This is a genomic window from Ruegeria sp. YTSC325 (assembly GCF_059609525.1).
Genome location: NZ_JBXWLY010000006.1, coordinates 56,476 through 77,867, shown reverse-complemented (window position 1 = coordinate 77,867; position 21,392 = coordinate 56,476). Strand labels below are relative to the sequence as shown.

20 protein-coding genes are annotated in these 21,392 nt (G+C 60.6%); 10 read left to right on the top strand and 10 right to left on the bottom strand.

Annotated elements, in window-relative coordinates:
* Positions 1–73 precede the first annotated feature (73 nt).
* The 5 genes from AC2FF7_RS10665 to AC2FF7_RS10645 all read left to right on the top strand — a co-directional run bounded on the left by AC2FF7_RS10665 (position 74) and on the right by AC2FF7_RS10645 (position 3,990).
* A complete protein-coding gene (locus tag AC2FF7_RS10665; RefSeq protein WP_496905622.1) occupies positions 74–721 on the top strand; it encodes an RluA family pseudouridine synthase in 648 nt (215 codons plus the stop codon).
* 285 nt (positions 722–1,006) lie between these two features.
* Entirely contained in the window at positions 1,007–1,699 is a 693-nt protein-coding gene (locus AC2FF7_RS10660) for a helix-turn-helix transcriptional regulator (RefSeq protein ID WP_480866439.1), read from the top strand.
* Positions 1,700–1,816: 117 nt separating this feature from the next.
* Entirely contained in the window at positions 1,817–2,479 is a 663-nt protein-coding gene (locus AC2FF7_RS10655; RefSeq protein ID WP_496905621.1) for a YiaD family glycine zipper/OmpA-like lipoprotein, read from the top strand.
* A 122-nt stretch (positions 2,480–2,601) separates the two neighbouring features.
* On the top strand, positions 2,602–3,144 hold the full coding sequence (locus tag AC2FF7_RS10650) for an NADPH-dependent FMN reductase (RefSeq protein ID WP_480866436.1): 543 nt from the start codon (positions 2,602–2,604) through the stop codon (positions 3,142–3,144).
* 48 nt (positions 3,145–3,192) lie between these two features.
* Positions 3,193–3,990 carry an HTD2 family dehydratase gene (locus tag AC2FF7_RS10645; RefSeq protein WP_496905620.1) on the top strand — a complete coding sequence of 266 codons (798 nt, stop codon included), beginning with the start codon at positions 3,193–3,195 and terminating at the stop codon, positions 3,988–3,990.
* Here the strand turns inward: AC2FF7_RS10645 and AC2FF7_RS10640 are convergent.
* Complete coding sequence (locus tag AC2FF7_RS10640) at positions 3,982–5,016, bottom strand: NAD(P)/FAD-dependent oxidoreductase (RefSeq protein ID WP_496905619.1); 1,035 nt, start codon at positions 5,014–5,016, stop codon at positions 3,982–3,984. The genes AC2FF7_RS10645 and AC2FF7_RS10640 overlap by 9 nt on opposite strands.
* Before the next feature lie 55 nt (positions 5,017–5,071).
* Here AC2FF7_RS10640 and mnmC2 point away from each other — a divergent pair, with 55 nt between their 5' ends.
* Both mnmC2 and AC2FF7_RS10630 read left to right on the top strand, forming a co-directional pair.
* The gene (mnmC2, locus tag AC2FF7_RS10635; protein ID WP_496905618.1) at positions 5,072–5,737 is read left to right on the top strand and encodes a tRNA (5-methylaminomethyl-2-thiouridine)(34)-methyltransferase MnmC2; all 666 of its coding nucleotides are present in this window, start codon (positions 5,072–5,074) and stop codon (positions 5,735–5,737) included.
* On the top strand, positions 5,734–6,603 hold the full coding sequence (locus AC2FF7_RS10630) for a DMT family transporter (protein WP_480866429.1): 870 nt from the start codon (positions 5,734–5,736) through the stop codon (positions 6,601–6,603). The genes mnmC2 and AC2FF7_RS10630 overlap by 4 nt, the downstream gene beginning before the upstream one ends.
* Here the strand turns inward: AC2FF7_RS10630 and AC2FF7_RS10625 are convergent.
* Positions 6,577–8,541 (bottom strand): lytic transglycosylase domain-containing protein, encoded by a 1,965-nt coding sequence (locus AC2FF7_RS10625; protein ID WP_480866427.1) that lies wholly within the window; start codon positions 8,539–8,541, stop codon positions 6,577–6,579. The two genes, AC2FF7_RS10630 and AC2FF7_RS10625, sit on opposite strands and share 27 nt — an antisense overlap.
* 134 nt (positions 8,542–8,675) lie before the next feature.
* Here AC2FF7_RS10625 and dapA point away from each other — a divergent pair, with 134 nt between their 5' ends.
* Positions 8,676–9,548: a 4-hydroxy-tetrahydrodipicolinate synthase gene (gene dapA / locus AC2FF7_RS10620; protein WP_480866425.1), complete on the top strand. Its 873-nt coding sequence runs from the start codon at positions 8,676–8,678 to the stop codon at positions 9,546–9,548.
* A gap of 95 nt (positions 9,549–9,643) precedes the next feature.
* Here the strand turns inward: dapA and AC2FF7_RS10615 are convergent, their stop codons facing one another.
* From AC2FF7_RS10615 to pdxR, 6 genes are all read right to left on the bottom strand, one after another.
* Positions 9,644–10,516, bottom strand: a complete 873-nt coding sequence (locus tag AC2FF7_RS10615; RefSeq protein ID WP_170754507.1) for a dimethyl sulfoxide reductase anchor subunit family protein — start codon at positions 10,514–10,516, stop codon at positions 9,644–9,646.
* Positions 10,516–11,265 carry a 4Fe-4S dicluster domain-containing protein gene (locus AC2FF7_RS10610; RefSeq protein WP_170355347.1) on the bottom strand — a complete coding sequence of 250 codons (750 nt, stop codon included), beginning with the start codon at positions 11,263–11,265 and terminating at the stop codon, positions 10,516–10,518. Before AC2FF7_RS10610 ends, AC2FF7_RS10615 begins: the two co-directional genes overlap by 1 nt.
* 97 nt (positions 11,266–11,362) lie before the next feature.
* Positions 11,363–14,209: a molybdopterin oxidoreductase family protein gene (locus AC2FF7_RS10605; protein ID WP_496905617.1), complete on the bottom strand. Its 2,847-nt coding sequence runs from the start codon at positions 14,207–14,209 to the stop codon at positions 11,363–11,365.
* Between the two features lie 56 nt (positions 14,210–14,265).
* Complete coding sequence (gene pta / locus AC2FF7_RS10600; protein ID WP_480866422.1) at positions 14,266–15,279, bottom strand: phosphate acetyltransferase; 1,014 nt, start codon at positions 15,277–15,279, stop codon at positions 14,266–14,268.
* A gap of 5 nt (positions 15,280–15,284) precedes the next feature.
* Entirely contained in the window at positions 15,285–17,063 is a 1,779-nt protein-coding gene (gene xsc / locus AC2FF7_RS10595; RefSeq protein ID WP_480866420.1) for a sulfoacetaldehyde acetyltransferase, read from the bottom strand.
* 125 nt (positions 17,064–17,188) lie between these two features.
* A complete protein-coding gene (gene pdxR, locus AC2FF7_RS10590; protein WP_496905616.1) occupies positions 17,189–18,649 on the bottom strand; it encodes a MocR-like pyridoxine biosynthesis transcription factor PdxR in 1,461 nt (486 codons plus the stop codon).
* 116 nt (positions 18,650–18,765) lie between these two features.
* Here pdxR and AC2FF7_RS10585 point away from each other — a divergent pair, with 116 nt between their 5' ends.
* Positions 18,766–19,074 (top strand): ArsR/SmtB family transcription factor, encoded by a 309-nt coding sequence (locus tag AC2FF7_RS10585; RefSeq protein WP_170355342.1) that lies wholly within the window; start codon positions 18,766–18,768, stop codon positions 19,072–19,074.
* Positions 19,067–20,098, top strand: coding sequence for a permease (locus tag AC2FF7_RS10580; protein WP_480866416.1), 1,032 nt, complete (start codon positions 19,067–19,069; stop codon positions 20,096–20,098). The genes AC2FF7_RS10585 and AC2FF7_RS10580 overlap by 8 nt, the downstream gene beginning before the upstream one ends.
* Before the next feature lie 38 nt (positions 20,099–20,136).
* Here AC2FF7_RS10580 and AC2FF7_RS10575 read toward each other — a convergent pair whose 3' ends face one another.
* A complete protein-coding gene (locus AC2FF7_RS10575) occupies positions 20,137–20,529 on the bottom strand; it encodes a hypothetical protein (RefSeq protein ID WP_480866414.1) in 393 nt (130 codons plus the stop codon).
* A 53-nt stretch (positions 20,530–20,582) separates the two neighbouring features.
* Positions 20,583–21,344 (bottom strand): DUF1013 domain-containing protein, encoded by a 762-nt coding sequence (locus tag AC2FF7_RS10570; protein WP_170724540.1) that lies wholly within the window; start codon positions 21,342–21,344, stop codon positions 20,583–20,585.
* Positions 21,345–21,392: the final 48 nt, after the last annotated feature.

Here is a 21,392-nt window from a genome sequence, read left to right as displayed (position 1 = left end):
AGACTTGCCGAACCGCTCCGGGCAGGCAAGGACGACGTTGCGGGAGGGGGCGCGGTAAGATAGGCAGACGCGCATGAACGACGCCTATAATCCCCCTCAGACCCCACTGGATGTGCTGCACGAAGATGCGCAATTGATTGTGGTCAATAAACCATCGGGTCTGTTGTCAGTGCCAGGACGCGGAGAGCATCTGACCGACTGCTTGCTGACCCGTGTGCAAGCGGTGTTCCCTCAGGCGCTGCTGGTGCATCGGTTGGATCGGGATACATCGGGCGTGATGGTGTTTGCGCAGACGTCGCATGCGCAGCGTCATCTGAGTTTGCAGTTCGAAAAGCGCCAGACCCGCAAGACTTATATCGCCCGCGTTTGGGGGAAGGTTGAGGACAAGACTGGCACTGTCAATCTGCCATTGATTGTCGACTGGCCCAACCGCCCCCGTCAGATGGTGTGCCACGAGACCGGAAAACCCGCCGTAACCGACTGGCGTGTGGTGAAACATGAGGGTGAGACGACACGTATCCGTCTGTTTCCGAAAACCGGCCGCTCGCATCAGTTGCGCGTACACATGCAATCGCTGGGTCATGCCATTCTGGGCGATCCCTTTTACGCGGAAGGGCCAGCGCGGGACTATCCGCGACTGATGCTGCATTCCGAAGAGCTAAGGTTGAAAAGCCCCGATGGCGGCGCGTCGATGAAGTTCCGCGCCGGGGCGGATTTCTAAGCCGTCCCGGTCCAGAGCAGTTTCAAATTTCCAAGCGAAAACCGCCTAATTCGTCGCCGCGGGGCGCAGGGTTGTCGAGTGGACATGAGTTCGCGTTCGATTTCAAACGCCCGCAGGTTGTGGTCCTGCGACCAACGCCCAAGTTGCAGTGTCATCATGACGTGATTGTCGCGGCTTGGCATGGCGGATCTCCTGTGTTGGTGATCCAATCTGGCGCGTCACTACTGACAACACCTTGTCAGGGGGGTGTGCTAAGGTGTCAGCAGAAAAACTCCGGAGACCGCCATGCGTCGCTCGACCCGTTTGTTTGAAATCATCCAGATCCTGCGCGCCACCGACGCGCCGGTCACAGCCGAGGCGCTGGCCGAAAAGCTCGAAGTTTCGGTGCGTACGGTGTATCGCGACATCGCGGCACTTCAGGCGCAACGCACTCCGATTGAAGGCGAAGCAGGCGTCGGCTACATGATGCGGCGCGGGTATGACCTGCCGCCCCTGAATTTCGACGCCGAAGAAGTTGAGGCGCTGTGGGTTGGCCTGTCAATGTTGGCTCGCACCGGAGACAGTACGTTGCAACAGGCTGCCGACCGGGTGTGCCGCAAGATCGAGGCCCTGCGCGCGCCTGCGGACTGGTTGCAGGTGGCGCCGTGGGGCGCACCGATCGACGATCCCGACAAGGGCTGTATCCCCGTTGTGAACTACCGAGAGGCCATCCGCGCCGAGCGCAAGATTCGCATCACCTACATCAATGCCCAAGAGGAAAAAACCGAACGTGTCGTGCGGCCTGTCGCTCTGATTTATCACATAGAATGCACCATGCTGGTCGCTTGGTGCGAGCTTCGTAGCGGGTTTCGCCACTTCCGCACGGATCGAATCTGGGCCTGCGAACTGATAGATGACCATTTTTGCGGTCAGGGAGAGCCGTTGCGCGCCATCTGGCAGGAACAAAACCAATGGGAGACTGGACCAAAAGCCCATTAGATGGCGGGTAACTGCCCATATCACCGCATTGTTGCTTGAGCCCGCCTGCACTAGGCACGATATACTGCCTCAAACAACATGGACCTAAAAAAGAGGTCCAGAGCAGAAGGTGAATTCATGACGATTTCCAAGTTTTTTGTAACCGCCGGGCTGTGCTCGGCCATGTTTCTGGGTGCTTGTACGGACCCCGGTACCCTGAACCTTCCGGCCGATCCGAACCAGAACGCCAAGCAAGGTGCAATTCTGGGCAGTATTGTTGGCGCGGGCGTTGGGGCGATTGCCAACGACTCGGACCCGCTTATGGGGGCCGTGGCCGGTGCCGCAATCGGCGCAGCAGGCGGTGGAATCATAGGCAATCAGCTGGACCAGCAAGCGGCAGAGCTGCGGCAGCAACTGGCCAATGACGGCATTACTATTGTGAACGCAGGCAACCGCCTGATCGTGACCGTGCCCAACGACATTACTTTCAACACCGACAGCGCGACCGTGCGTCCGGCGTTGCGGGCCGATCTGGTTAAGGTGGGTCAGAACCTGACGCGCTATCCCAATTCGAACGTGCAGGTTATCGGCCACACCGACAGCGATGGCGAGGCCTCGTATAATCAGGGCCTGTCCGAACGTCGCGCGCGTTCGGTCGCGGATATTCTGCAAGCGAATGGCGTGAATGGCGCGCGGATCTCGACCATTGGTCTGGGCGAAAGTCGTCCTGATGCATCGAACCTGACAGCTGCGGGCAAGGCGCAGAACCGTCGGGTCGATATCGAGATCATCCCCAACTGATCACATTGACCGAGCAGGGCGCCTTTTGGCGCCCTTTTGCGCACATTGACTGCGCGTCAGGTGGGCTTTGGTCCACGGCAAAGCCGCGCTAGGTATTGGGGAACACGCAACGGAGTTTCCCAATGGCCGAACCGATCCTTCTGAGCCTTTCCGGCTCACTTCGCGAAAGCGCGACCAACCGTAAACTGCTGCGCGAGGCCGCCCGGCTGTTCGAACCCGCCACCCATATCGAGGCAGACCTGAATCTGCCGCTTTACGACGGCGATCTGGAAGAAGGCGAGGGTATTCCCGCCGCCGTTCAGGTGCTGGCGGATCAGATCGCGCAGGCCGATGCGGTGATCATCTCGACCCCGGAATACAACAAGGGGCCGTCTGGCGTACTGAAAAACGCTCTGGATTGGGTCAGCCGAACCAAGGGTCGTCCCTGGGCTGACAAGCCTGTCGCTGTTATGTCTGCGGCTGCCGGACGGGCCGGTGGGGAGCGCGCGCAAATGGTTTTGCGCGGCTATATGGTTCCGTTCCAGCCGCGCATCCTGCAGGGCCCGGAAATCCATTTGGCTGACAGTTCGAACGAATTCGACGAACATGGCAAGCTGGTCAGCGAGCGCTATGAAAGTGCCCTGCGGACCCTGATGCAGAAATTGCGGGCGGAAGCGGGTCTTTGAAAGCCCTGATGGCTTGTTCTGCACAGGCGCGCTGCTTAGGTTTTTCTTATGACCGAGGATATCCTGACTGACACCCTGGACCCGGCGCGTGCCGCCGCATTGCAGGCAACGCTGGGTCAAAAGCCAAGTGTAGCAGCCGGGTCCGAGTTGCCACCATTTTTTCATCACCTGTATTTCTGGTCTCCACAGACCCCAGATCAGCTGGGGCGCGACGGGCACCCAAAAGTCGGCGGGCTGATCCCCGACATGGGCCTGCCGCGCCGTATGTGGGCCGGGGGACGGTTGGAGTTTCATACGCCGCTAACAGCAGGAGCGCAGGCCGAGAAGCGGACGGTTTGCGAAAGCTCCGAGGTTAAGGCTGGACGCAGCGGCCCGCTTGGGTTTGTCACTCTGCGTCACGAATTCCACCAGAACGGAGCGCTTTGCCTAACGGAATGGCAGGATTTGGTTTACCGCGAAGACCCCTCGGCGAATGTTGTCCGGCCTGTCGCACCTCAAGCACGCGTGAAGGAAACGCATCGGCGGGAGGTCGATTTCGATTCGACAGTGCTGTTTCGCTATTCGGCGCTGACGTTCAACGGGCACCGAATACACTATGATCTGGATTATGCCCGCGAAGTCGAAGGCTATGATGGGCTGGTCGTTCACGGCCCCCTGCTGGCGCAGCTGTTGATGTTGTTCGCGCAGGATCAGATCGGCCCGTTGGCGCAGTTTTCTTTCCGGGCCTCTTCGCCTTTGATGCATTTCGAGCAGGCGGTTTTGTGTCGGAACGGCTCGGATATGTGGGTGCGTGGCCCGGACGGACGCCAATGTATGAGCGCGCAGGCCGTGCCCCGTTCAGAGTGAGGCTTCGGGCCTGAAATCATCGGGGATGGTATCGCGTTCTTCCAACACCAGATCGGCCATCACCTCAGCGACTTTCGGGGCCATGCCAAAGCCGATCTTGAACCCCCCATTGGCAATGAACTGTCCCTGATGCAAAGGATGTGCCCCCAGCATCGGTGCACGACTTTTGCTGCGAGGGCGGACGCCGGCCCATCGTTCGATCACTTCAGCCCCATGCAGCACCGGCACCGCCCGCATGGCGCGTTCCAACACGTCGTCCAGCGCAGCGTCCGTACTGGTTGGATCGTCATACTCTCGTTCCGAAGTTGAACCGATCGCCAGCGTTCCGTCCGCATGAGGAACGAAATGAATGGCGTCTGCAAAAAGTTGTGGAACACTACCCGCATCAAATCGCAGCAGGGCGGCCTGTCCCTTGACGCCGTTGCCGACTGTCTTGCCGAAAGCGTCGCTCAGTGCTTGCAGCCCGGCCAACCCGGTGGCGTGAATAACCTGACCTTTGTCAGGCGCTTCCGCCTGAACGTGCACGTCCATCACCTCTAACGCCGCGACCAGCGCGGCACAGGCCCGTCTGGGGTGCATCCGCGCGCTGAGCGTGTCGTGAATGACGAAATCGGTGGGGCTGGGCGGGCACCAAGCACCGATCTCCGAGGTTTTGACCACGCGCCATTCGGCATGGCCTTGCCACAAGTCTTGTGCCGTCCCTGCTCTCGCGTAGGCAAGGTCCAAGCTGCGTTGATCGGCAATGGGTTGCAGGCGACCTGACCGGGCATAGCCGGGCGACACGCCTCCTGTCGCCTCGACCTGTTTCCAGAACGGTTCGGCCATGATCAGGCTGTCGAATTGAAAGGCTTTCTTGGCGTTCCAGTTCTCGGGCACATGCGGGGCCAGTGCACCCACTAGCCCGCCGCTAGAGCCCGCGCCGGGGCCGAACGGGTCGACCACCTGCACCTTGGCGCCGCGCCGGGCGCAGGTCCAAGCGATGGACAGGCCAAAGATACCTGCACCCCGCACTGTCACATCGACCATTGCCAAACCTCATTTCCTTGTTCAGTGTCGCGCCGCTTAGCTACAGGATTCCCCGATGGCAGACCAGCGTGCCGAACTGACATGGCGGGACGGGCAGATCCCCGTCTCGGACCGTTTCGATGACCCCTATTTCTCGCTCCAGAATGGGCTGGAGGAAACGCGGCATGTTTTTCTGGCGGGCAATGATCTGCCTGCACGGTTTGCGCCGGGATTTCGCATTGCCGAGCTAGGTTTTGGCACCGGTCTGAACATGCTGACGGCTTGGTCTGCTTGGGAAAAATCGGGCCAGTCGACTCCGCTGACCTTCACCAGTTTCGAGGCCTACCCAATGGTCCGCGATGACATGTCCCGTGCCTTGGCCGCCTTTCCTGAATTGGCCCAATGGGCCGAACGGGTTCTGGCTACATGGCGGGGAGGCATTTGCGATTTGGGTACTCTGCACCTTGAGGTCATCGAAGGCGATGCCCGGCAAGCCCTGCCTGCGTGGCAGGGCCTTGCGGATGCATGGTTTCTGGACGGGTTTTCCCCCGCCAAGAACCCCGAACTTTGGGGTGCTGACCTGATGCAACAGGTATTTGACCATACCGCCCTAGGGGGCACTGCGGCCACTTATACTGCCGCAGGGTTTGTGCGTCGCGGGCTGGAGGATGCGGGCTTTGCCGTCACCCGCGCGCCGGGTTTCGGCCGCAAACGCCATATGACCCGCGCTGCCAAATCATGAGTCAGCAAAACAACACCCGCGCGGGCATCGCGCTGATGATTTCGGCCACAGTTGTGTTTGCCTTGCAGGACGGAATCTCGCGCCATTTGGCAGGGACATATAACACCTACATGGTCGTCATGATCCGCTATTGGTTCTTCGCGGCGTTTGTCATCGCACTGGCCCTGCGCACACCCGGAGGGATCGCGGCCACTGCAAGAACCAGTCAGTTAGGGCTGCAAATCCTGCGCGGTGTTCTGTTAGCCGGAGAGGTCTGCGTCGCGGTTTATGCGTTTACCATCCTTGGGTTGATCGAAAGCCAGGCGGTTTTCATTTGTTATCCCCTGCTGATTGCGGCACTCAGCGGGCCGGTACTGGGCGAACAGGTTGGATGGCGGCGTTGGTCGGCAATTGGAGTGGGGTGCGTCGGGGTTCTGATTATCCTGCAGCCGGGCATGGGCGTGTTCAATCCGTGGGCGGTGATCCCACTGATCTCGGCTCTGATGTTCGCCGTCTATGGTTTGCTGACCCGATACGCAGCACGACGTGACAGCACCGCGACCAGCTTCTTCTGGACCGGTATTGCCGGGGCCGTTGCCATGACTGTGATTGGCCTGTGGTTTTGGGAGCCGATGGTCGGCGGCGACTGGCTTTGGATGGGTCTTTTGTGTCTCAGCGGCGTTCTGGGTCACTGGCTTCTGATCAAGTGCTATGAGATGGCCGAGGCCAGTGCCGTGCAGCCCTTTGCCTATTTCCACCTGATGTGGAGCGCAATCCTTGGCATCTCAGTCTTCGGAGAATCGCTGCGGCCCGCAGTTGTGGTCGGGGCCGCGCTGGTGATTGCGGCGGGGCTGTTCACCCTATGGCGCGAACGCCGCCAGAGTTGACCCCGTGAGTTCTTGCGAAAACGGGACAGGCAAGGCGGGCCGCCCAAGCCGTGCGCGGTAAACCGGCAGGCTTTCGGCGACGCGCATCACATAGTTCCGGGTCTCGCTGAACGGGATAGTCTCAATCCAGTCGACCATGTCGATCTCACCCGCGCGCGGGTCGCCGTACCGATCCATCCACGAGATCGGCCTGCGTGGTCCAGCGTTATAGCCTGCGGCCATCATCACCACGTTGCCGTTGAAATCGTCGGCCAGACTGGACAGGTAGTTCGCTCCCAGCTTGGCATTGTATTGCCAGTCCGATGTCAGGCTCGAGGTCTTGTGCCCGCTGAGAATCCCCATGTTCTTGGCGACCAGCTGAGCGGTTGCGGGCATCACCTGCATCAATCCACGTGCGCCTGCACCGCTGATGACGACCGGATCAAACTCACTTTCTCGGCGGGCGATGGCCAGCGTCATTTCCTTCGCCATTGGCAGGCCAAGATCGGCAACCGGATGCACCGGATAGTACGCAGCGGGCAGCACGACACCGGTTTTGGCTGCCCGTTTTGCAATCATCACTGCCAGATGTGGCTGTTTCAGCTCGATCGCCAGATCACCCAATTGGTTGGCCTGCGTGTCGTCCAGATCTTCGACCAAGTGGGTCAGGAAACGTTCTGATAGGTTGTCCTCGCCCGCACGCAGCAGCAGTAGACCCGCTTCCAGCACGCTGGAATCGGCAAATCCTGCCTGTTTCCAATGCGGGGCTCGGCGTGGGCTGGCCAATTCACTGTCAAAGGGTCGACCGATCCGTTCCGCCGCCAGCAAGCCATAGAATGAGGTCTGGTAGTCAGCCCCCATCGCATAAGCTTCATACGCCTTGTCCGCATCCCCCTGGGCCGCGTAGGCCCGCCCCAGCCAATAGCCGCCGCGCCCCTTCGAAATAGGAGACGCAACTGCATCCGAGAAGTTCTGGAAATGGCGCACCGCCGTGCCAGGGTCGTTCAGTTTCCGCAGCGCCAGAAATCCGGCCAGCCATTCCAGATCGGCATAGCCATAGCCCATCTCAGGCGTCATATGGTGGTTCGCTGCAATCTTGTAGGCTTTTGAGGCGCTACCATTGCGCATTTCAAGCCGCGCCAGACGGCGACGGCCTTCGGCCCATTTGTCGGGTTCCCCCAACGCATCCGGCCCAGTGGAACGCGCCAGCATCAGGTCAATTGCACTGTCGTCCAGCTCTTTCTTGTCGCGCCAGACAAAGCGGTCAAAGGCCAGCCCCGGCGCGTCCGCCAGTGATTTCGGAACCGCAGCGACCTTGCCATCGACACCCGGTTGCCGCTTTTGCAATGCAATTCGCGCCTCGGCTAGTTTACGCTGATCGGTACTGACCAAAGGCAACATCTGGCCAGCGCTAACCAGATGACCGTCCCACAGCATCCGGTCCAGCCGCGCCGCGTGATGAGGTTTCAGTAACGATCCAAAGTTCTCAAGATAGTTCTTTTGCAGTCCGGATCCCATCGGCATGGTCCGCCAGGCGGCCACGATATCAGCCTCGGCATCCCCCGACCGCCCCTTGGCCTTCAGCGCCACAGCATAATTCAATGCACCCTCGGCGGTCTGAGGTGGAACGTCTGTATAGAATTTCACGACGCGATCCGGATCAGCTCCGGTAAAGGCTGGCTCGCTTTTGCGTCGCAGCCATGCGAGGCCGGGCCAATCGGGGCGTCGGTCCAGAAAAACCAACACATCGCCTGAAGTCCCGAAGCCTTCGCGCAACCAGTGCCATACGATAATGTCGCGCGATACCGACCCTCGGGCACCAGATTCGCGCAGGGCGGCGTTCCAATCGCCTTTGCGCATCTCGTAAAGACCCGCGCGCAGGTCGCCCACCGCGTCGGCCCTTGCCTGCCCGAATGAAACCAGAATCACAGCCGTCAAAAGCGCCAGAACGCGTGTCATGCCTTGCATTTCCCAACCAACCAAGGATAGAGCCATTCAGGATAAAGCTTGCATCGTCGGGATCAACACACATCGCAAAGATTGTGATGACCCGCGAGGCAAAAAAACACTAACCGCACACCAAGGAGCGTGTCATGTTCAAAGGCTCAATGCCAGCCCTCGTCACTCCGTTCACTAACGGCGCGTTGGACTTGGATACGCTCAAACGTTTGGTCGAGTGGCACATTCAGGAAGGCTCGACCGGATTGGTCCCTGTGGGCACGACGGGCGAAAGCCCCACACTCAGCCACGATGAACACGAAACCGTTGTGGCCGAGGTCGTCAAAGCTGCCGCCGGTCGCGTGCCAGTTATCGCGGGGGCGGGCTCGAACAACACGGTCGAGGCCATCCGCTTTGTGCAATTTGCTCAAACGGTTGGAGCAGATGCGGCTCTTGTCGTGACCCCATACTACAACAAGCCCACGCAAAAAGGGCTGATCGAACACTTCCGCGCGCTGCATGAATGCGCGGATATCCCGATCATCATCTACAACATTCCCGGCCGCTCGGTCATCGACATGTCACCCGAAACCATGGGTGAGTTGGCTAAACTACCGCGCATCGTGGGCGTCAAAGATGCCACAGGCGATATCGCTCGGGTCAGCCAGCAACGCGCGTCCTGCGGCTCGGAATTCTGCCAGCTATCGGGCGAGGACGCCACTGCGCTGGGTTTCAACGCCCATGGCGGCGTCGGCTGTATCTCGGTCACTGCAAACGTGGCACCCAAGCTCTGCGCCGAATTCCAGCAGGCCACTCTGAACGGCGATTATACCAAGGCGCTTGCTTATCAGGACCGCCTGATGCCCCTGCACGAAGCCATCTTCATCGAGCCCGGCCTTGTGGGCGCCAAATACGCGCTTAGCAAACTGGGCCTGTGCAGCCCCGAAGTGCGCTCGCCGCTGACCGAACTGGAAGACAGTACCAAAGCCGCGATCGAAGCTGCCATGAAACACGCAGGCCTGTTGTAAAACCGCGCTTCCATCCGGATCCGTTCTTCATCTGGCTACAAATATCTCAGGGGAGGAATTGGCCTTAAAGGCCAAGGAGGGGCTGGCCCCCTCCATCAGCGTTTGCCGTAATACAGCCCCACGACATGTTCCGCCTGCGCGAAGAACAGCCAACGTGACGTGGCAACACCTGCGATATGGGACAAGACCGCGACGGCGGCAAAGGCATGGCTGAACGGCAGCAGCAGGAACAACACCGGTGCCATGAATGCCAGCACAAAGGAAATGATACGAAGTTTCTCAGCATGTTTGCGGCCAACCACATGCACGAACTCGCGCAGCAGATAGTTCGTACCGGTGTGCGGCGGTTCAAACGCTCTGACGTCACCACGTGATCCTAAACCCGTGGCTGTTCCGATATCGGTGCCGGAGCGGGCCAAGGCAGTATCCCCACGCCACCAATACAGCGCTTGAATTGTAGCGGCGACCACAAGAAGTATGATGGAAACTGTGGTTTGTCCGGCCAGCAACGCGCCACCCGCCAAGCTGAAGCTCAAAAACATCGCCGGTGTCAGCGCCATGTTCCAGCGCGGGATTGTCTTAAGTTGGGTGTAAATCATCGAGGTCGTGAAAACCGTGGCCAATGAGAAAGCCGCGCCCAATAGACCTAAAGCACTCCAGCGTTGACCTGCGAAAACAACCCCAAGCGCATAAAGCCCCATCACGATCAAAGCGATCACGGCACACCAGCCTTCACGGCTGAGCCAGCTTGACCGCCACTGTGTAAACGCCTTCCACGCGCGTTCGGGGTGGCCAAGGTGAAAAGTCGAGGCCATCAAACCGCCAACCGACAACGCATAGGCGATCAAAAAGAAAACAAATGCCACCCAGCCCGAGACGTCAGGTACTCCCAGACCCAAAAAGAACAGAAGACCGAAGCCCAAGCCTGAGAGGGTGGTAAAGATGATGACAGAAGGGGCCGGATGCATCAGAGCTTCTCCAGTGCTTTATCGAGCCAGCCAAGGAACCCTTTCGGCTCTTCGGCTACAGGGGCCAGAAGGGGGGCGAGAATGTCGATTTGCTCCTCAATCTGATCCTTGGGGCGTGGAGGCAGGTATTTGTTAACAGGTTTGGTGCCCATCTCAGGCATCAGATCCATGCCTTCACGTTCGGCTACCAGTTTGCTGACATCGCTATTGGGGTCGCCAAGGTCTCCGAAATGGCGGGCACCGGCGGGGCAGGTCCGAACGCAGGACGGCACGCGATCCACCTCGGGGAGGTTCTCATTATAGATGCGGTCGACGCAGAGTGTGCATTTCTTCATCACGCCTTCGGCCGCATCCAGTTCCCGCGCGCCATAGGGGCAGGACCATGCGCACAACCCGCAACCGATGCAGTCGCTTTCATTGACCAGAACGATCCCGTCCTCGACCCGTTTATAGCTGGCCCCGGTGGGGCAGACGGTGACGCAGGGGGCGTCCTCGCAATGCAGGCAGGACTTAGGGAAGTGGATGAGTTGGGCATGACCGTCGGCGGGTTGCACCTCGTAGGAATGTACCCGGTTGAGGAATGTGCCTGAGGGGTCGGCCCCATAGGCGTCCTGATCCGACAATGGTGCGCCGTAGTTTTCAGTGTTCCAGCCTTTGCATGAGATCACGCAGGCATGGCAACCGACGCAGGTGTCGAGGTCGATAACCAGACCCATTTTGCGGTCCGTGGATTGGGGAAGCTGGGTCATGATTGCCTTGCCTCTGCGTTGGTGGGGAAGACAGGAGCGAGGGGCCAGCCCCTCGCGCTCCCCGAGGTATTTTGGGCCAGATGAAGAGCGGATAGGGTCATTTGCCCACCTTCCATGCCAGGTCCTTGGGGCCAGTGCCGACGGGGGACTGGATAGGATCGAATTCCGGCTGACTTTGGGCGTCCGAGGGCGGGGCGGCTTTTTCGAGTTTGACCTTGAGGTCGAACCATGCAGCTTGCCCCGTGATCGGGTCTGAATTGGCCCAGCGCATGCCATCACCTTTGGGGGGGAGGAGTTCGTGAATGAGGTGGTTCAGCAAGAAGCCCTTGGTCGCCTCGGGCGCGTCTTCCTGCAAGGCCCAGGCACCTTTCCGTTTGCCGATTGCATTCCACGTCCAGACGGTGTTGTCGTTGAGCGCGGCCATCTCCATCACCGGCACAGTGATCTCACCGTGGGGCGAGGTGACTTTGGCCCAATCGCCGTCTTCCAGCCTGTGTTCACGCATCAGTTTCGTGGGCACGTAGAGCGGGTTGCGACCGTGCAGCTGACGTAGCCATGCGTTTTGGGTGCCCCAGCTGTGATACATCGCCATGGGGCGTTGCGTCAGGGCGTTGACGGTGAATCCTTCGTTACCCTGCTGGTCGGTTTCGTACCAGATGGGCAGCGGGTCCATCGTGTCCTTGAGGCGTTTGCGCAGGTGCTCGGGGGGCTGGCGGTCCCCATGCCCTTCAGCGGCCAGCTGGAATTTGCGCATCGGTTCAGAATAGAGCTGGAAAAGATAGGGTTGCGGGCTGTCATAGAGGCCCATGCTGACGGCCCAGTCCTGATAGGCTGTGTTCCACGGTTTGTAGTAATCTGCGCCTTCGGGGATGTGGGCCACATAGAAGCCGCCATTGTCTATATAGCGGGTCAGCTGGTCTGGATTGACCGCTCCGCGCCCTTCTTTATCGCCATCCTCGCCCCGGAACCCGGCCAGTGGTCCGATGCCGGGCTTGCGTTCGTGGTTGACGATGTAGTCGGCGTAGTCTTTCCATTTGGGCGTGCCGTCTTCGTTTGTGAAGCCCGGGAGGCTCATGCGGTTTGCCAGTTCGATCAGAACCGACTGGAACCCGCGCACATCGCGGTCGGGTTCCACCACGGGCCAGCGGATGGCGTCGGCTGCGGCGTCGGCCTCGCAGATCGGGCGGTCCAGCAGCGAGATACAGTCGTGCCGTTCCAGATAGGTGGTGTCGGGCAAGATCAGGTCGGCATAGGCGACCATTTCCGAGGAATAGGCATCCGAGTAGATGATCTTGGGGATGACATATTTGCCGTCTTCGGTTTTGGCCGACAGCATCTCCATCACCCCCTTGGTGTTCATGGAGGAGTTCCACGACATGTTCGCCATATACATGAACAGCGTGTCGATTTTGTAGGGATCACCGGCAGCGGCGTTTGAGATCACCATATGCATCAGCCCATGGGCCGACATCGGGTTTTCCCACGTGAACGCTTTGTCGATGCGCTGGGCCGTTCCGTTTTCGTCCAGCAGCAGGTCTTCGGGGCCGCGCGGGAAGCCCAGATGCGGGCCTTCCAGTGGGCGACCGGGGCGGCGGTCACCGTGCGGGGTGGGGTGCGCCTCGACCGGTTTGGGGTAGGGCGGCTTGAAGCGGAAGCCTCCGGGGACTTCGACCGTACCCAGAAGAATTTGCAGCACGTGCAGGGCGCGGCAGGTTTGGAAGCCGTTGGCATGGGCCGAAATCCCGCGCATGGCGTGGAAGCTGACAGGGCGGCCGGTCATTTTGGAGTGTTTTTCGCCCCGGAAGTCGGTCCATTCGTGATCCAGCTCGATGGCCTCGTCAAAGGCGACGCGGGCGATCTCGGCCGCGATGGCGCGGATGCGTTGGGCAGGGATGCCGCAACGGTCAGCGACGTTTTCGGGGGCGTGGTCGTCCGACAGGTATTTCTCGGCCATCAGATGAAAGACCGGGCGGTGGATGACGCCGTCTTTGTCATAGGTGGCCGACAGGTCCGGGCGGACACCGGGTTTATCGAAGGCGGTGGCCTCGCCCGTCACGCGGTCGATGACCAGAGGCTTGCCGTCGGCGTCGCGCAGGAACAGGCCCTTATCCGGACCGTCGGCGGCGTTCACCAGAACCGGTGCATTGGTGTAGCGGCTGAGATAGTCGAGGTCGATCTTGCCCGCTTTCATCAGCACATGAATCAGCGACAGGATGAACAGACCGTCGGTGCCGGGCGTGATCCCGACCCAATCGTCGGCCACCGCGTTATAGCCCGAGCGGATCGGGTTCACCCCGATCACCCGCGCGCCGCGTGCCTTGATCTTGCCGATGCCCATCTTGATCGGGTTGCTGTCGTGGTCCTCGGCCACGCCGAACAGCATGAACAGCTTGGTGTGGTCCCAGTCGGGCTGGCCGAACTCCCAGAACGCGCCGCCCATCGTATAGATTCCGCCCGCCGCCATGTTGACCGAGCAGAACCCGCCATGGGCTGCATAGTTGGGCGTGCCGAAATTCTGCGCCCAGAAGCTGGTGAAGCTCTGGCTTTGATCTCGTCCGGTGAAAAAGGCCAGTTTCTGCGGGGCGGTTTCGTGCAGCTCGTTCAGCCAGCCGACGGCGGTGCTGATCGCCTCGTCCCACTCGATCTCGCGGAATTCGCCCGATCCGCGTGGGCCAACTCGGCGCAGCGGTTTGCGCAGGCGTGAGGGCGCGTTGACCTGCATGATCCCGGCGCTGCCTTTTGCGCACAGAACGCCCTTGTTCACAGGGTGGTCGCGGTTGCCTTCAATATAGGCAACCTTGCCGTCCTTCATGTGGACATTGATGCCGCAGCGGCAGGCGCACATGTAGCAGGTGGTCTTGCGGACCTCGTCGGAAACCTTGGGCGAGGTGTCGATCACTGGCTGGCTCAAATGCGCCCCCTTTTCAGCTTGCGACCCGATCATTCCCACGTTTTGAGAAAAATCGGAATAATTTTTTCGTTGTCACGTCTTAGGACGACTTATGTCCCGGCATCATTGTGTTGCGCCTGAACGGCGGTGACGGCGATCATGTGCAGGATGTCTTCGGACGAACAGCCGCGCGACAGGTCGTTTGCGGGTTTCGCCAGCCCCTGTAGTACAGGGCCGATCGCCTCGACGCCGCCGATTCGCTGGGCGATTTTATAGCCGAGGTTCCCAGCATTCAGGCTGGGGAAGACAAAGACATTTGCCTCACCCTTGAGCGGCGACTCTGTGGCCTTGGTGGCGGCGACTTCGGGAACGAAGGCGGCGTCGAATTGCAGCTCTCCGTCGATCAGCAGGGTTGGGTCCTTGGCGCGTGCGATCTGTGTGGCCTCGACGACTTTGGACACTTTGGGATGTTCTGCGCTGCCCGAGGTGGAGAAGGACAGCATCGCTACGCGCGCCGTATCGCCGGTCAGGGTCGTGTAGGAATCGGCCGAGGCACGGGCGATTTCCGCCATCTCTTGCGCGTTGGGGTCCACGACCAAACCGCAATCGGCGAAGATGCGGGCGCCTTTGACGTCGTGATGGTCCTGACAAAACAGCATCAGGAAGAAGCTGGACACCATCGCCGCCTCGGGTGCGGTCCCAATGATCTGCAACGCGGCGCGCACAGTGTCCGACGTGGTCTCGACCGCGCCGCCGACCGTGCCGTCGGCGATGTCCTGTTGCACCAGCATGGCAGCATAGGTCAGGCGGTTAGTAATCTGCTGGCGCGCCTCATCCAGCGTCAGGCCCTTGTGCTTGCGCCGCTCATACAGGGCCTGCGCAAGGCCGGGCGTCAGGTCAGAGGTGGCCGGGTCATGAATGTCGATCCAATCCGGGTCATATCCCTCATGTGCGTTGAGAAGGGCCGAAACCTCGGCCCTGTCTCCGATCAGTATGATCCGCGCAACACTCTCTTTCACGGCCTTGACGGCCCCTTCGACAACGCGGGGATCGTCGCCCTCGGACAGGGCGATGATCTTGTCCGACGCGCTTGCTGTCCCGAGAATGGCGCGCAGAGGCTTCACGCGGATTACGCCCCGGCCTGCGGGGTCATGTCATCGGCGGTGACGCCTGCAACGGCCACCGGTTTCTTCATCGCGTCGCGGCGGAAGGGCTCGCCCAGTTCCTGATTGATCATGGCTTCGATCAGGGTAGTGATGCCGTTCTTCTGGTCCTCGATGGCCTGATTCAGGGCTGCTGTCAGCTCGTCCATGGTGCGTGCCACCACGCCTTTCAGGCCGCAGGCCTGCGCGATACCGGCGTAAGAGACCTTGGTGTCCAGCTCGGTGCCCACAAAGTTGTCGTCGAACCACAGGGTCGAGTTCCGTTTCTCCGCCCCCCACTGATAGTTGCGGAAGACGATCTGCGTAATCGCGGGCCATTCTTCGCGCCCAATGGCGGTCAGTTCGTTCACGGCGATGCCAAATGCACCGTCACCAGCAAAGCCCACAACCGGCACATCCGGGCAGCCGATCTTGGCACCCATGATCGACGGCAGGCCATAGCCGCAGGGGCCGAACAGGCCCGGGGCCAGATATTTGCGGCCATCCTCGAAGGAAGGATAAGCGTTGCCGATGGCGCAGTTGTTGCCGATATCGGACGAGATGATCGCCTCTTTCGGCAGGGCGGACTGGATCGCGCGCCACGCCATGCGGGGGCTCATCCAGTCGGGCTTGGCCGCGCGGGCGCGCTGGTTCCATGTGGTGCCCGGATCGTCATCCTCGTGGTCCATGCTGGACAGTTGCTGCGCCCAAGCGGATTTCTTCTGAGCGATTTTCGCCTTTCGCTCATCGCGACCGGCGTCGCCAGCTGTATCGCCGAGATTTGCTAGAATGCCATTGGCCACCTTGGCCGCGTCGCCGATGATGCCAACCGAGACCTTTTTGGTCAGGCCGATCCGATCCGGGTTGATGTCGACCTGAATGATCTTGGCATCCGCAGGCCAGTATTCCATGCCGTAGCCCGGCAGGGTCGAGAACGGGTTCAGACGGGTGCCGAGGCACAGAACCACATCGGCCTCGCTGATCAGCTCCATCCCCGCCTTTGAGCCGTTATAGCCCAGCGGGCCAGCAAACAGAGGGTGCGAGCCGGGGAAGGCGTCATTGTGCTGGTAGCCGACACATACCGGCGCATCCAGGCGCTCGGCCAGGTCTTTCGACGCTTCGATGCCGCCTTCGGACAGAACCACGCCCGCACCGTTCAGGATTACTGGATTCTTGGCGTTCGACAGCAGCTCGGCCGCCTGCGCTACGGCGCTTTCGCCGCCCGAGGGACGCTCGAATTCCACAATCGCGGGCAGGTCTACGTCGATGACCTGGGTCCACATATCGCGCGGGATGTTCAGCTGCGCAGGAGCGCTGGCGCGTTTGGCCTGCATGATCACGCGGTTCAGAACCTCGCACACGCGGGTCGGATCGCGGACCTCTTCCTGATAGGCGACCATGTCTTCGAACAGTTTCATCTGCTCGACTTCCTGGAAACCACCCTGACCGATGGTCTTGTTTGCGGCCTGCGGCGTGACCAGCAGCAGCGGGGTGTGGTTCCAATAGGCGGTTTTGACGGCGGTGACAAAGTTGGTGATACCGGGGCCGTTCTGCGCGATCATCATCGACATCTTGCCGGTTGCGCGGGTATAGCCGTCGGCCATCATGCCGGCGCTGCCCTCGTGCGCGCAGTCCCAGAACATGATCCCCGCCTTGGGAAACAAATCCGAGATCGGCATCATGGCCGAGCCAATGATCCCGAACGCATGTTCGATCCCGTGCATTTGCAGAACCTTAACAAAGGCCTCTTCCGTGGTCATTTTCATCTGAGTGATCTCCGCGCATATGTGGAATGGCCGGGGCTCTTGCCCTGCCTTTAGATACGGTTTTGACGGATGGCGCGGGGCGGCGTTAGGGCCAGAATGCGCGGCGGAATAGGTCCAGTGTTGCGCTAACAGGCGCGGATTGCCTCGGCGATGCGTTTTATGCCCGGATTGATGCGATCCGGCGCGATCGAGGAATATCCCAGACGGTAGAAATTCTGCGGCCGGTCAGGGCTGGAAAAGAACGGAGCGCCGGGCTCGATATGAACGCTCTGACCCTGTAGTTCCTGTGCTAGCCGGGCCGTGTCCACATGATCCGGTGCCGACATCCAGATGGATGAGCCGCCCAGCACGCCGCGCCCGGCCACGGTCAGGCCGTGCTGTTCAACGGCCTGATCCAGCGCCGCGCGCCGTTGGGCCAGCGCTTTGGACATCCGCCGGATCTGCGCGTCATAATGGCCAAGGGACAGGAAATAGGCCGCCGTGCGCTGGATATGCCCCGGCGGGTGGCGCAGAACCAGCGACCGCAGGGCGCGGGCCTCGCGGATGAACGGCTCGGACCCGACCATGTAGCCAAGGCGCAGGCCGGGGAACAGCGATTTGGAGAAACTGCCCACATAGATCACCCGCCCATCCCGGTCCATCGATTTGAGCGCGGGCGAGGGCGCACCCAGAAAGGCCATTTCGAACTCATAGTCATCCTCGACCACCATGGCGTCCAATTCGCGGGCGCGGGCCAGCAGGGTGGTGCGCCGGTCCACGGGCATGGTGGCTGTAGTGGGGCTTTGGTGGCTGGGGGTGGTAAAGATCACATCGGTCTGATCGGGCAGCGCCTCGGGTGGCAAGCCATCGCGATCCACTGCGACCGGGGCCACTTTGCAATCGGAATGGTTCAGAAGATCGCGCAGGGCGTAATAACATGGGTCTTCGATCACCGCGGTTCGGTTGTGGTGCAACAGAATGCGAGAGGCCAGCCAAAGCGCGTTCTGCGCGCCCATGGTGATCAAAATCTCTTCGGGGCGGGCGGCGATGCCGCGGCGGGGCAGGGTGTGGCGGGCGATGAATTCGACCAGCAGCGGGTCATCCTGATCCACGTAATCGCCGGTCAGAGAATCGAAATCCTTGTGGCCCAGCGCCCTAACTGCGCACAGGCGCCAGTTGGCATGATCGAACAGCGACCGGTCGGCCTGACCGTAGATGAACGGGTAGCGGTAGTCGCGCCAGTCAGCAGGCTTGGTCAGGGTGTCCCCGTCCGAGAATCGGCGGGCCAGTGCCGTGGTCCAGTCAACCGTCTCGTCGCCGCGCGGGGTGGGCGTGTATTTCGGGGGCACTGGCGCGTTTTCCGACACGTAATACCCCGACCGGCCCTTGGCGGTCAGATAGTCATTGGCCAGCAGTTCCGTATAGGCCAGTGTCACCGTGATCCGGCTGACGCCCAGATGGGCCGCCAGTTTGCGGGACGAGGGCAGCTTCTCGCCCACATGAAAACGACCCGACAGGATGCCTTCGGCAATCATTTGCTGGATCTGCGCCTGCAACGTGCCCTGACCGTTTAGTTCCAGAAAGAAGGTGTCGACTGAGATGCCCATTCAAGTCTTATAGGGTGGACTTATGCGGTGAGCAATCTGGACTTACGCGTTTTGTCGTTGACGGGTGCGCGACATTAATCTAAATAACTAGAAATCTAGTTTAATGGAGTTGCGATATGTGGGAAACTGCAGCAGCAGGATTTTCGGCCATGGGGTCCGAGGCCCGGTTGAAGGTTCTCAAAACGCTGGTCCGCGCCGGTCAGGCCGGGCTGACGGTTGGAGAGATTCAGGAACGCACCGGAATTGCGCCCTCTACTCTTGCCCATCACCTGCGATTTCTAGCCGCCGGAGGGGTCGTGCAGCAGGAAAAGATCGGTCGCACCACCATCAACCGCGCCAGCTATGACGAGCTGCGCGCTTTGGCGCAGTTCATTCTGTCCGAGTGCTGCGCCGACGAAGTCGGAAAGGCCGCAAACGATGGCTGAGTTAACGCAAAACCCGAAGGTCCAAGCCAAAGCTGCGCTGGAGTTGATCAAAACGCCCTGGGCAGTGATCGTGGCTATTCTGATCGCGGTTGCCGTTCTGGACCCCGGCAACTGGGGTGAGGTGGTAATCTTCGCGGGCAAAGCGCTGGCGCATACCGGGCAGTATATTCTGCTCGCAGTTCTGCTCCTATCCTACCTCAAGGCCACCGGTGCCGAGGTCATGGTCGCCCGTGCCTTTGAGGGGCGCGAGACGCGGATGATTTTCCTCGCCGCCCTGTTCGGTGGCCTTGCCCCGTTCTGTTCATGCGAGGTGATCCCCTTCATCGCCGGTCTGCTGGCGCTGGGCGCGCCTTTGTCGGCGGTGATGGCGTTTTGGTTGAGCTCACCGCTGATCGACCCGCCGACCCTGCTGATCACGGCGGGCGCGCTGGGTTGGCCGTTTGCCATAGGCAAGGCCGTCGCCGCCGTTGCTTTGGGCCTGTTCGGAGGCTTCGTGGTGCGCGCGCTGATGCGTGGCGGAGCGTTCGCCGAGCCTCTGCGTGTTTACAAACCCGCCGGGTGCTGCGGCTGTGGTCCGAAACAGGACGACAAGCCGGTCTGGAAATTTTGGCAGGAACCGGAACGCCGCACGCGGTTCCGGGCTGAGTTTGTCCAGAACGGGATGTTCCTGCTGAAATGGCTGGCTTTGGCCTATGTGCTCGAGGCGCTTCTGGTCAGCTATGTGCCCGCCGACCTGATCGCGCGTGTGGTTGGGGGCGAAGGCGTCGTGCCGATTGTCATCGCGGCGCTGGTCGGAATGCCTGCCTATCTGAACTCTTACGTCGCACCGCCGTTGCTAGCGGGTCTGACCGAGCAGGGCATGAGCGCAGGCGCTGCCATGTCGTTCATGATCGCAGGCGCGGTCAGCTCGATCCCGGCGATGGCTGCCGTATGGTCGCTGGTCAAGCCACGGGTCTTTGCGACCTATCTTGGATTGGGGATTACTGGCGCGATCATCTCAGGGATCGTCTTCCAGATGATCTAAAGGAAAAACCGCCCGGAGATGCCTCCGGGCGGTTTTGCTTATTGGTTGGCCTCGCAGAGGCTCGGCATTTTGAAGCGGTACCTTGCTTCCCCGCTATTGACGTAAACGCGTTTTTCGACGCAGGCCGTATCGCCGACGGTGCGCGCCACGTGTTCCTTGGATTCGTCGATCGAGATGGTGGACCCGTCGGGCAGCTTAACCGACGCGATAACGCCGTGTTTCAAGTCCCCGTTCAATGGGGTCGCCGTCAGAACCGCAACCGTCAGGTACGAGTCGTGTTCATGCGCGCCATCATCGTTGAGTACCAGCAGCGCTGCCGCGACCGAGACTGTGCCGACGATCGCCACCATCAGCAGGCCCCATGTTTTCAGAAACGCATAGATCGACACCGCACGGTGCGGGCCGAAAACAGAGGACAAAGCATTCAGCATAGGTATCTCGTGCAAAAAAGCCCCGGCCCTTTCGGACCAGGGCTGATTAAGTATCAGAAGCGCGGATCTTCGTCTTCTTCCTCGTCGCCGCCACCTTTGGGCAGGTTGAAGAAGCTATCGGCGTCGATGACCGGCTCATCGTCTTTTTCCTCGACCGGATCATCGGACAGCGAGAAGGTTTCGAGCCCCTCGATGGCCGTCGGGATTTTCGGTGCGGCGTCCATTTCCAGCGACTGCTCGGTCGAGACTAGCTTGCGGCGCTCATCATCGCTCATGACGCCACCTTCGGCGGCCTTCTTCGCGGCGGCTTTTTGGACAATCGCGTCCAGCTCGGACTGTTTGCACAGGCCCAGCGCAACCGGGTCGATTGGCTGCATGTTGGCGATGTTCCAATGGGTACGCTCACGGATCGACTGGATGGTGGGCTTGGTGGTGCCGACCAGCTTGGCGATCTGGCCGTCGCTGAGTTCCGGGTGGAATTTGACCAGCCACAGGATCGAGTTCGGACGGTCCTGACGCTTGGACAGAGGGGTATAGCGCGGGCCACGGCGCTTTTCCTCGCCTGCCGCAGCGGCGTTGAACTTGAGCTTCAGCTTGTGCAGCGGGTTGTTCTGCGCCGAGTCGATTTCTTCCTGGGTCAGCTGGTTGTTGGCGATGGGGTCGAACCCTTTGACACCGGCGGCCACGTCGCCGTCTGCGATGCCCTGCACCTCAAGCTCGTGCATTCCTACGAAATCCGCGATCTGCTTGAAGCTGATCGTGGTGTTGTCCACCAGCCAAACGGCGGTTGCTTTGGCCATAAGCGGTTTTGCCATCAGCCCGTCTCCTGTAAATACATCTGTCCCGTCGCCGGAATTCGGCGG

What these genes read in the sequence shown, in the direction of transcription:
- dapA (WP_480866425.1), top strand. Translation starts at nt 8,676, where the DNA reads ATGTTCAAAGGCTCAATGCCAGCCCTCGTCACTCCGTTCACTAACGGC.
- AC2FF7_RS10640 (WP_496905619.1), bottom strand. Translation starts at nt 5,016, where the DNA reads ATGGTCGATGTGACAGTGCGGGGTGCAGGTATCTTTGGCCTGTCCATC.
- AC2FF7_RS10605 (WP_496905617.1), bottom strand. Translation starts at nt 14,209, where the DNA reads ATGATCGGGTCGCAAGCTGAAAAGGGGGCGCATTTGAGCCAGCCAGTG.
- pdxR (WP_496905616.1), bottom strand. Translation starts at nt 18,649, where the DNA reads ATGGGCATCTCAGTCGACACCTTCTTTCTGGAACTAAACGGTCAGGGC.
- AC2FF7_RS10650 (WP_480866436.1), top strand. Translation starts at nt 2,602, where the DNA reads ATGGCCGAACCGATCCTTCTGAGCCTTTCCGGCTCACTTCGCGAAAGC.
- AC2FF7_RS10610 (WP_170355347.1), bottom strand. Translation starts at nt 11,265, where the DNA reads ATGACCCAGCTTCCCCAATCCACGGACCGCAAAATGGGTCTGGTTATC.
- AC2FF7_RS10615 (WP_170754507.1), bottom strand. Translation starts at nt 10,516, where the DNA reads ATGCATCCGGCCCCTTCTGTCATCATCTTTACCACCCTCTCAGGCTTG.
- AC2FF7_RS10625 (WP_480866427.1), bottom strand. Translation starts at nt 8,541, where the DNA reads ATGACACGCGTTCTGGCGCTTTTGACGGCTGTGATTCTGGTTTCATTC.
- AC2FF7_RS10585 (WP_170355342.1), top strand. Translation starts at nt 18,766, where the DNA reads ATGTGGGAAACTGCAGCAGCAGGATTTTCGGCCATGGGGTCCGAGGCC.
- AC2FF7_RS10575 (WP_480866414.1), bottom strand. Translation starts at nt 20,529, where the DNA reads ATGCTGAATGCTTTGTCCTCTGTTTTCGGCCCGCACCGTGCGGTGTCG.
- xsc (WP_480866420.1), bottom strand. Translation starts at nt 17,063, where the DNA reads ATGAAAATGACCACGGAAGAGGCCTTTGTTAAGGTTCTGCAAATGCAC.
- mnmC2 (WP_496905618.1), top strand. Translation starts at nt 5,072, where the DNA reads ATGGCAGACCAGCGTGCCGAACTGACATGGCGGGACGGGCAGATCCCC.
- AC2FF7_RS10655 (WP_496905621.1), top strand. Translation starts at nt 1,817, where the DNA reads ATGACGATTTCCAAGTTTTTTGTAACCGCCGGGCTGTGCTCGGCCATG.
- AC2FF7_RS10660 (WP_480866439.1), top strand. Translation starts at nt 1,007, where the DNA reads ATGCGTCGCTCGACCCGTTTGTTTGAAATCATCCAGATCCTGCGCGCC.
- AC2FF7_RS10645 (WP_496905620.1), top strand. Translation starts at nt 3,193, where the DNA reads ATGACCGAGGATATCCTGACTGACACCCTGGACCCGGCGCGTGCCGCC.
- AC2FF7_RS10630 (WP_480866429.1), top strand. Translation starts at nt 5,734, where the DNA reads ATGAGTCAGCAAAACAACACCCGCGCGGGCATCGCGCTGATGATTTCG.
- AC2FF7_RS10580 (WP_480866416.1), top strand. Translation starts at nt 19,067, where the DNA reads ATGGCTGAGTTAACGCAAAACCCGAAGGTCCAAGCCAAAGCTGCGCTG.
- AC2FF7_RS10570 (WP_170724540.1), bottom strand. Translation starts at nt 21,344, where the DNA reads ATGGCAAAACCGCTTATGGCCAAAGCAACCGCCGTTTGGCTGGTGGAC.
- AC2FF7_RS10665 (WP_496905622.1), top strand. Translation starts at nt 74, where the DNA reads ATGAACGACGCCTATAATCCCCCTCAGACCCCACTGGATGTGCTGCAC.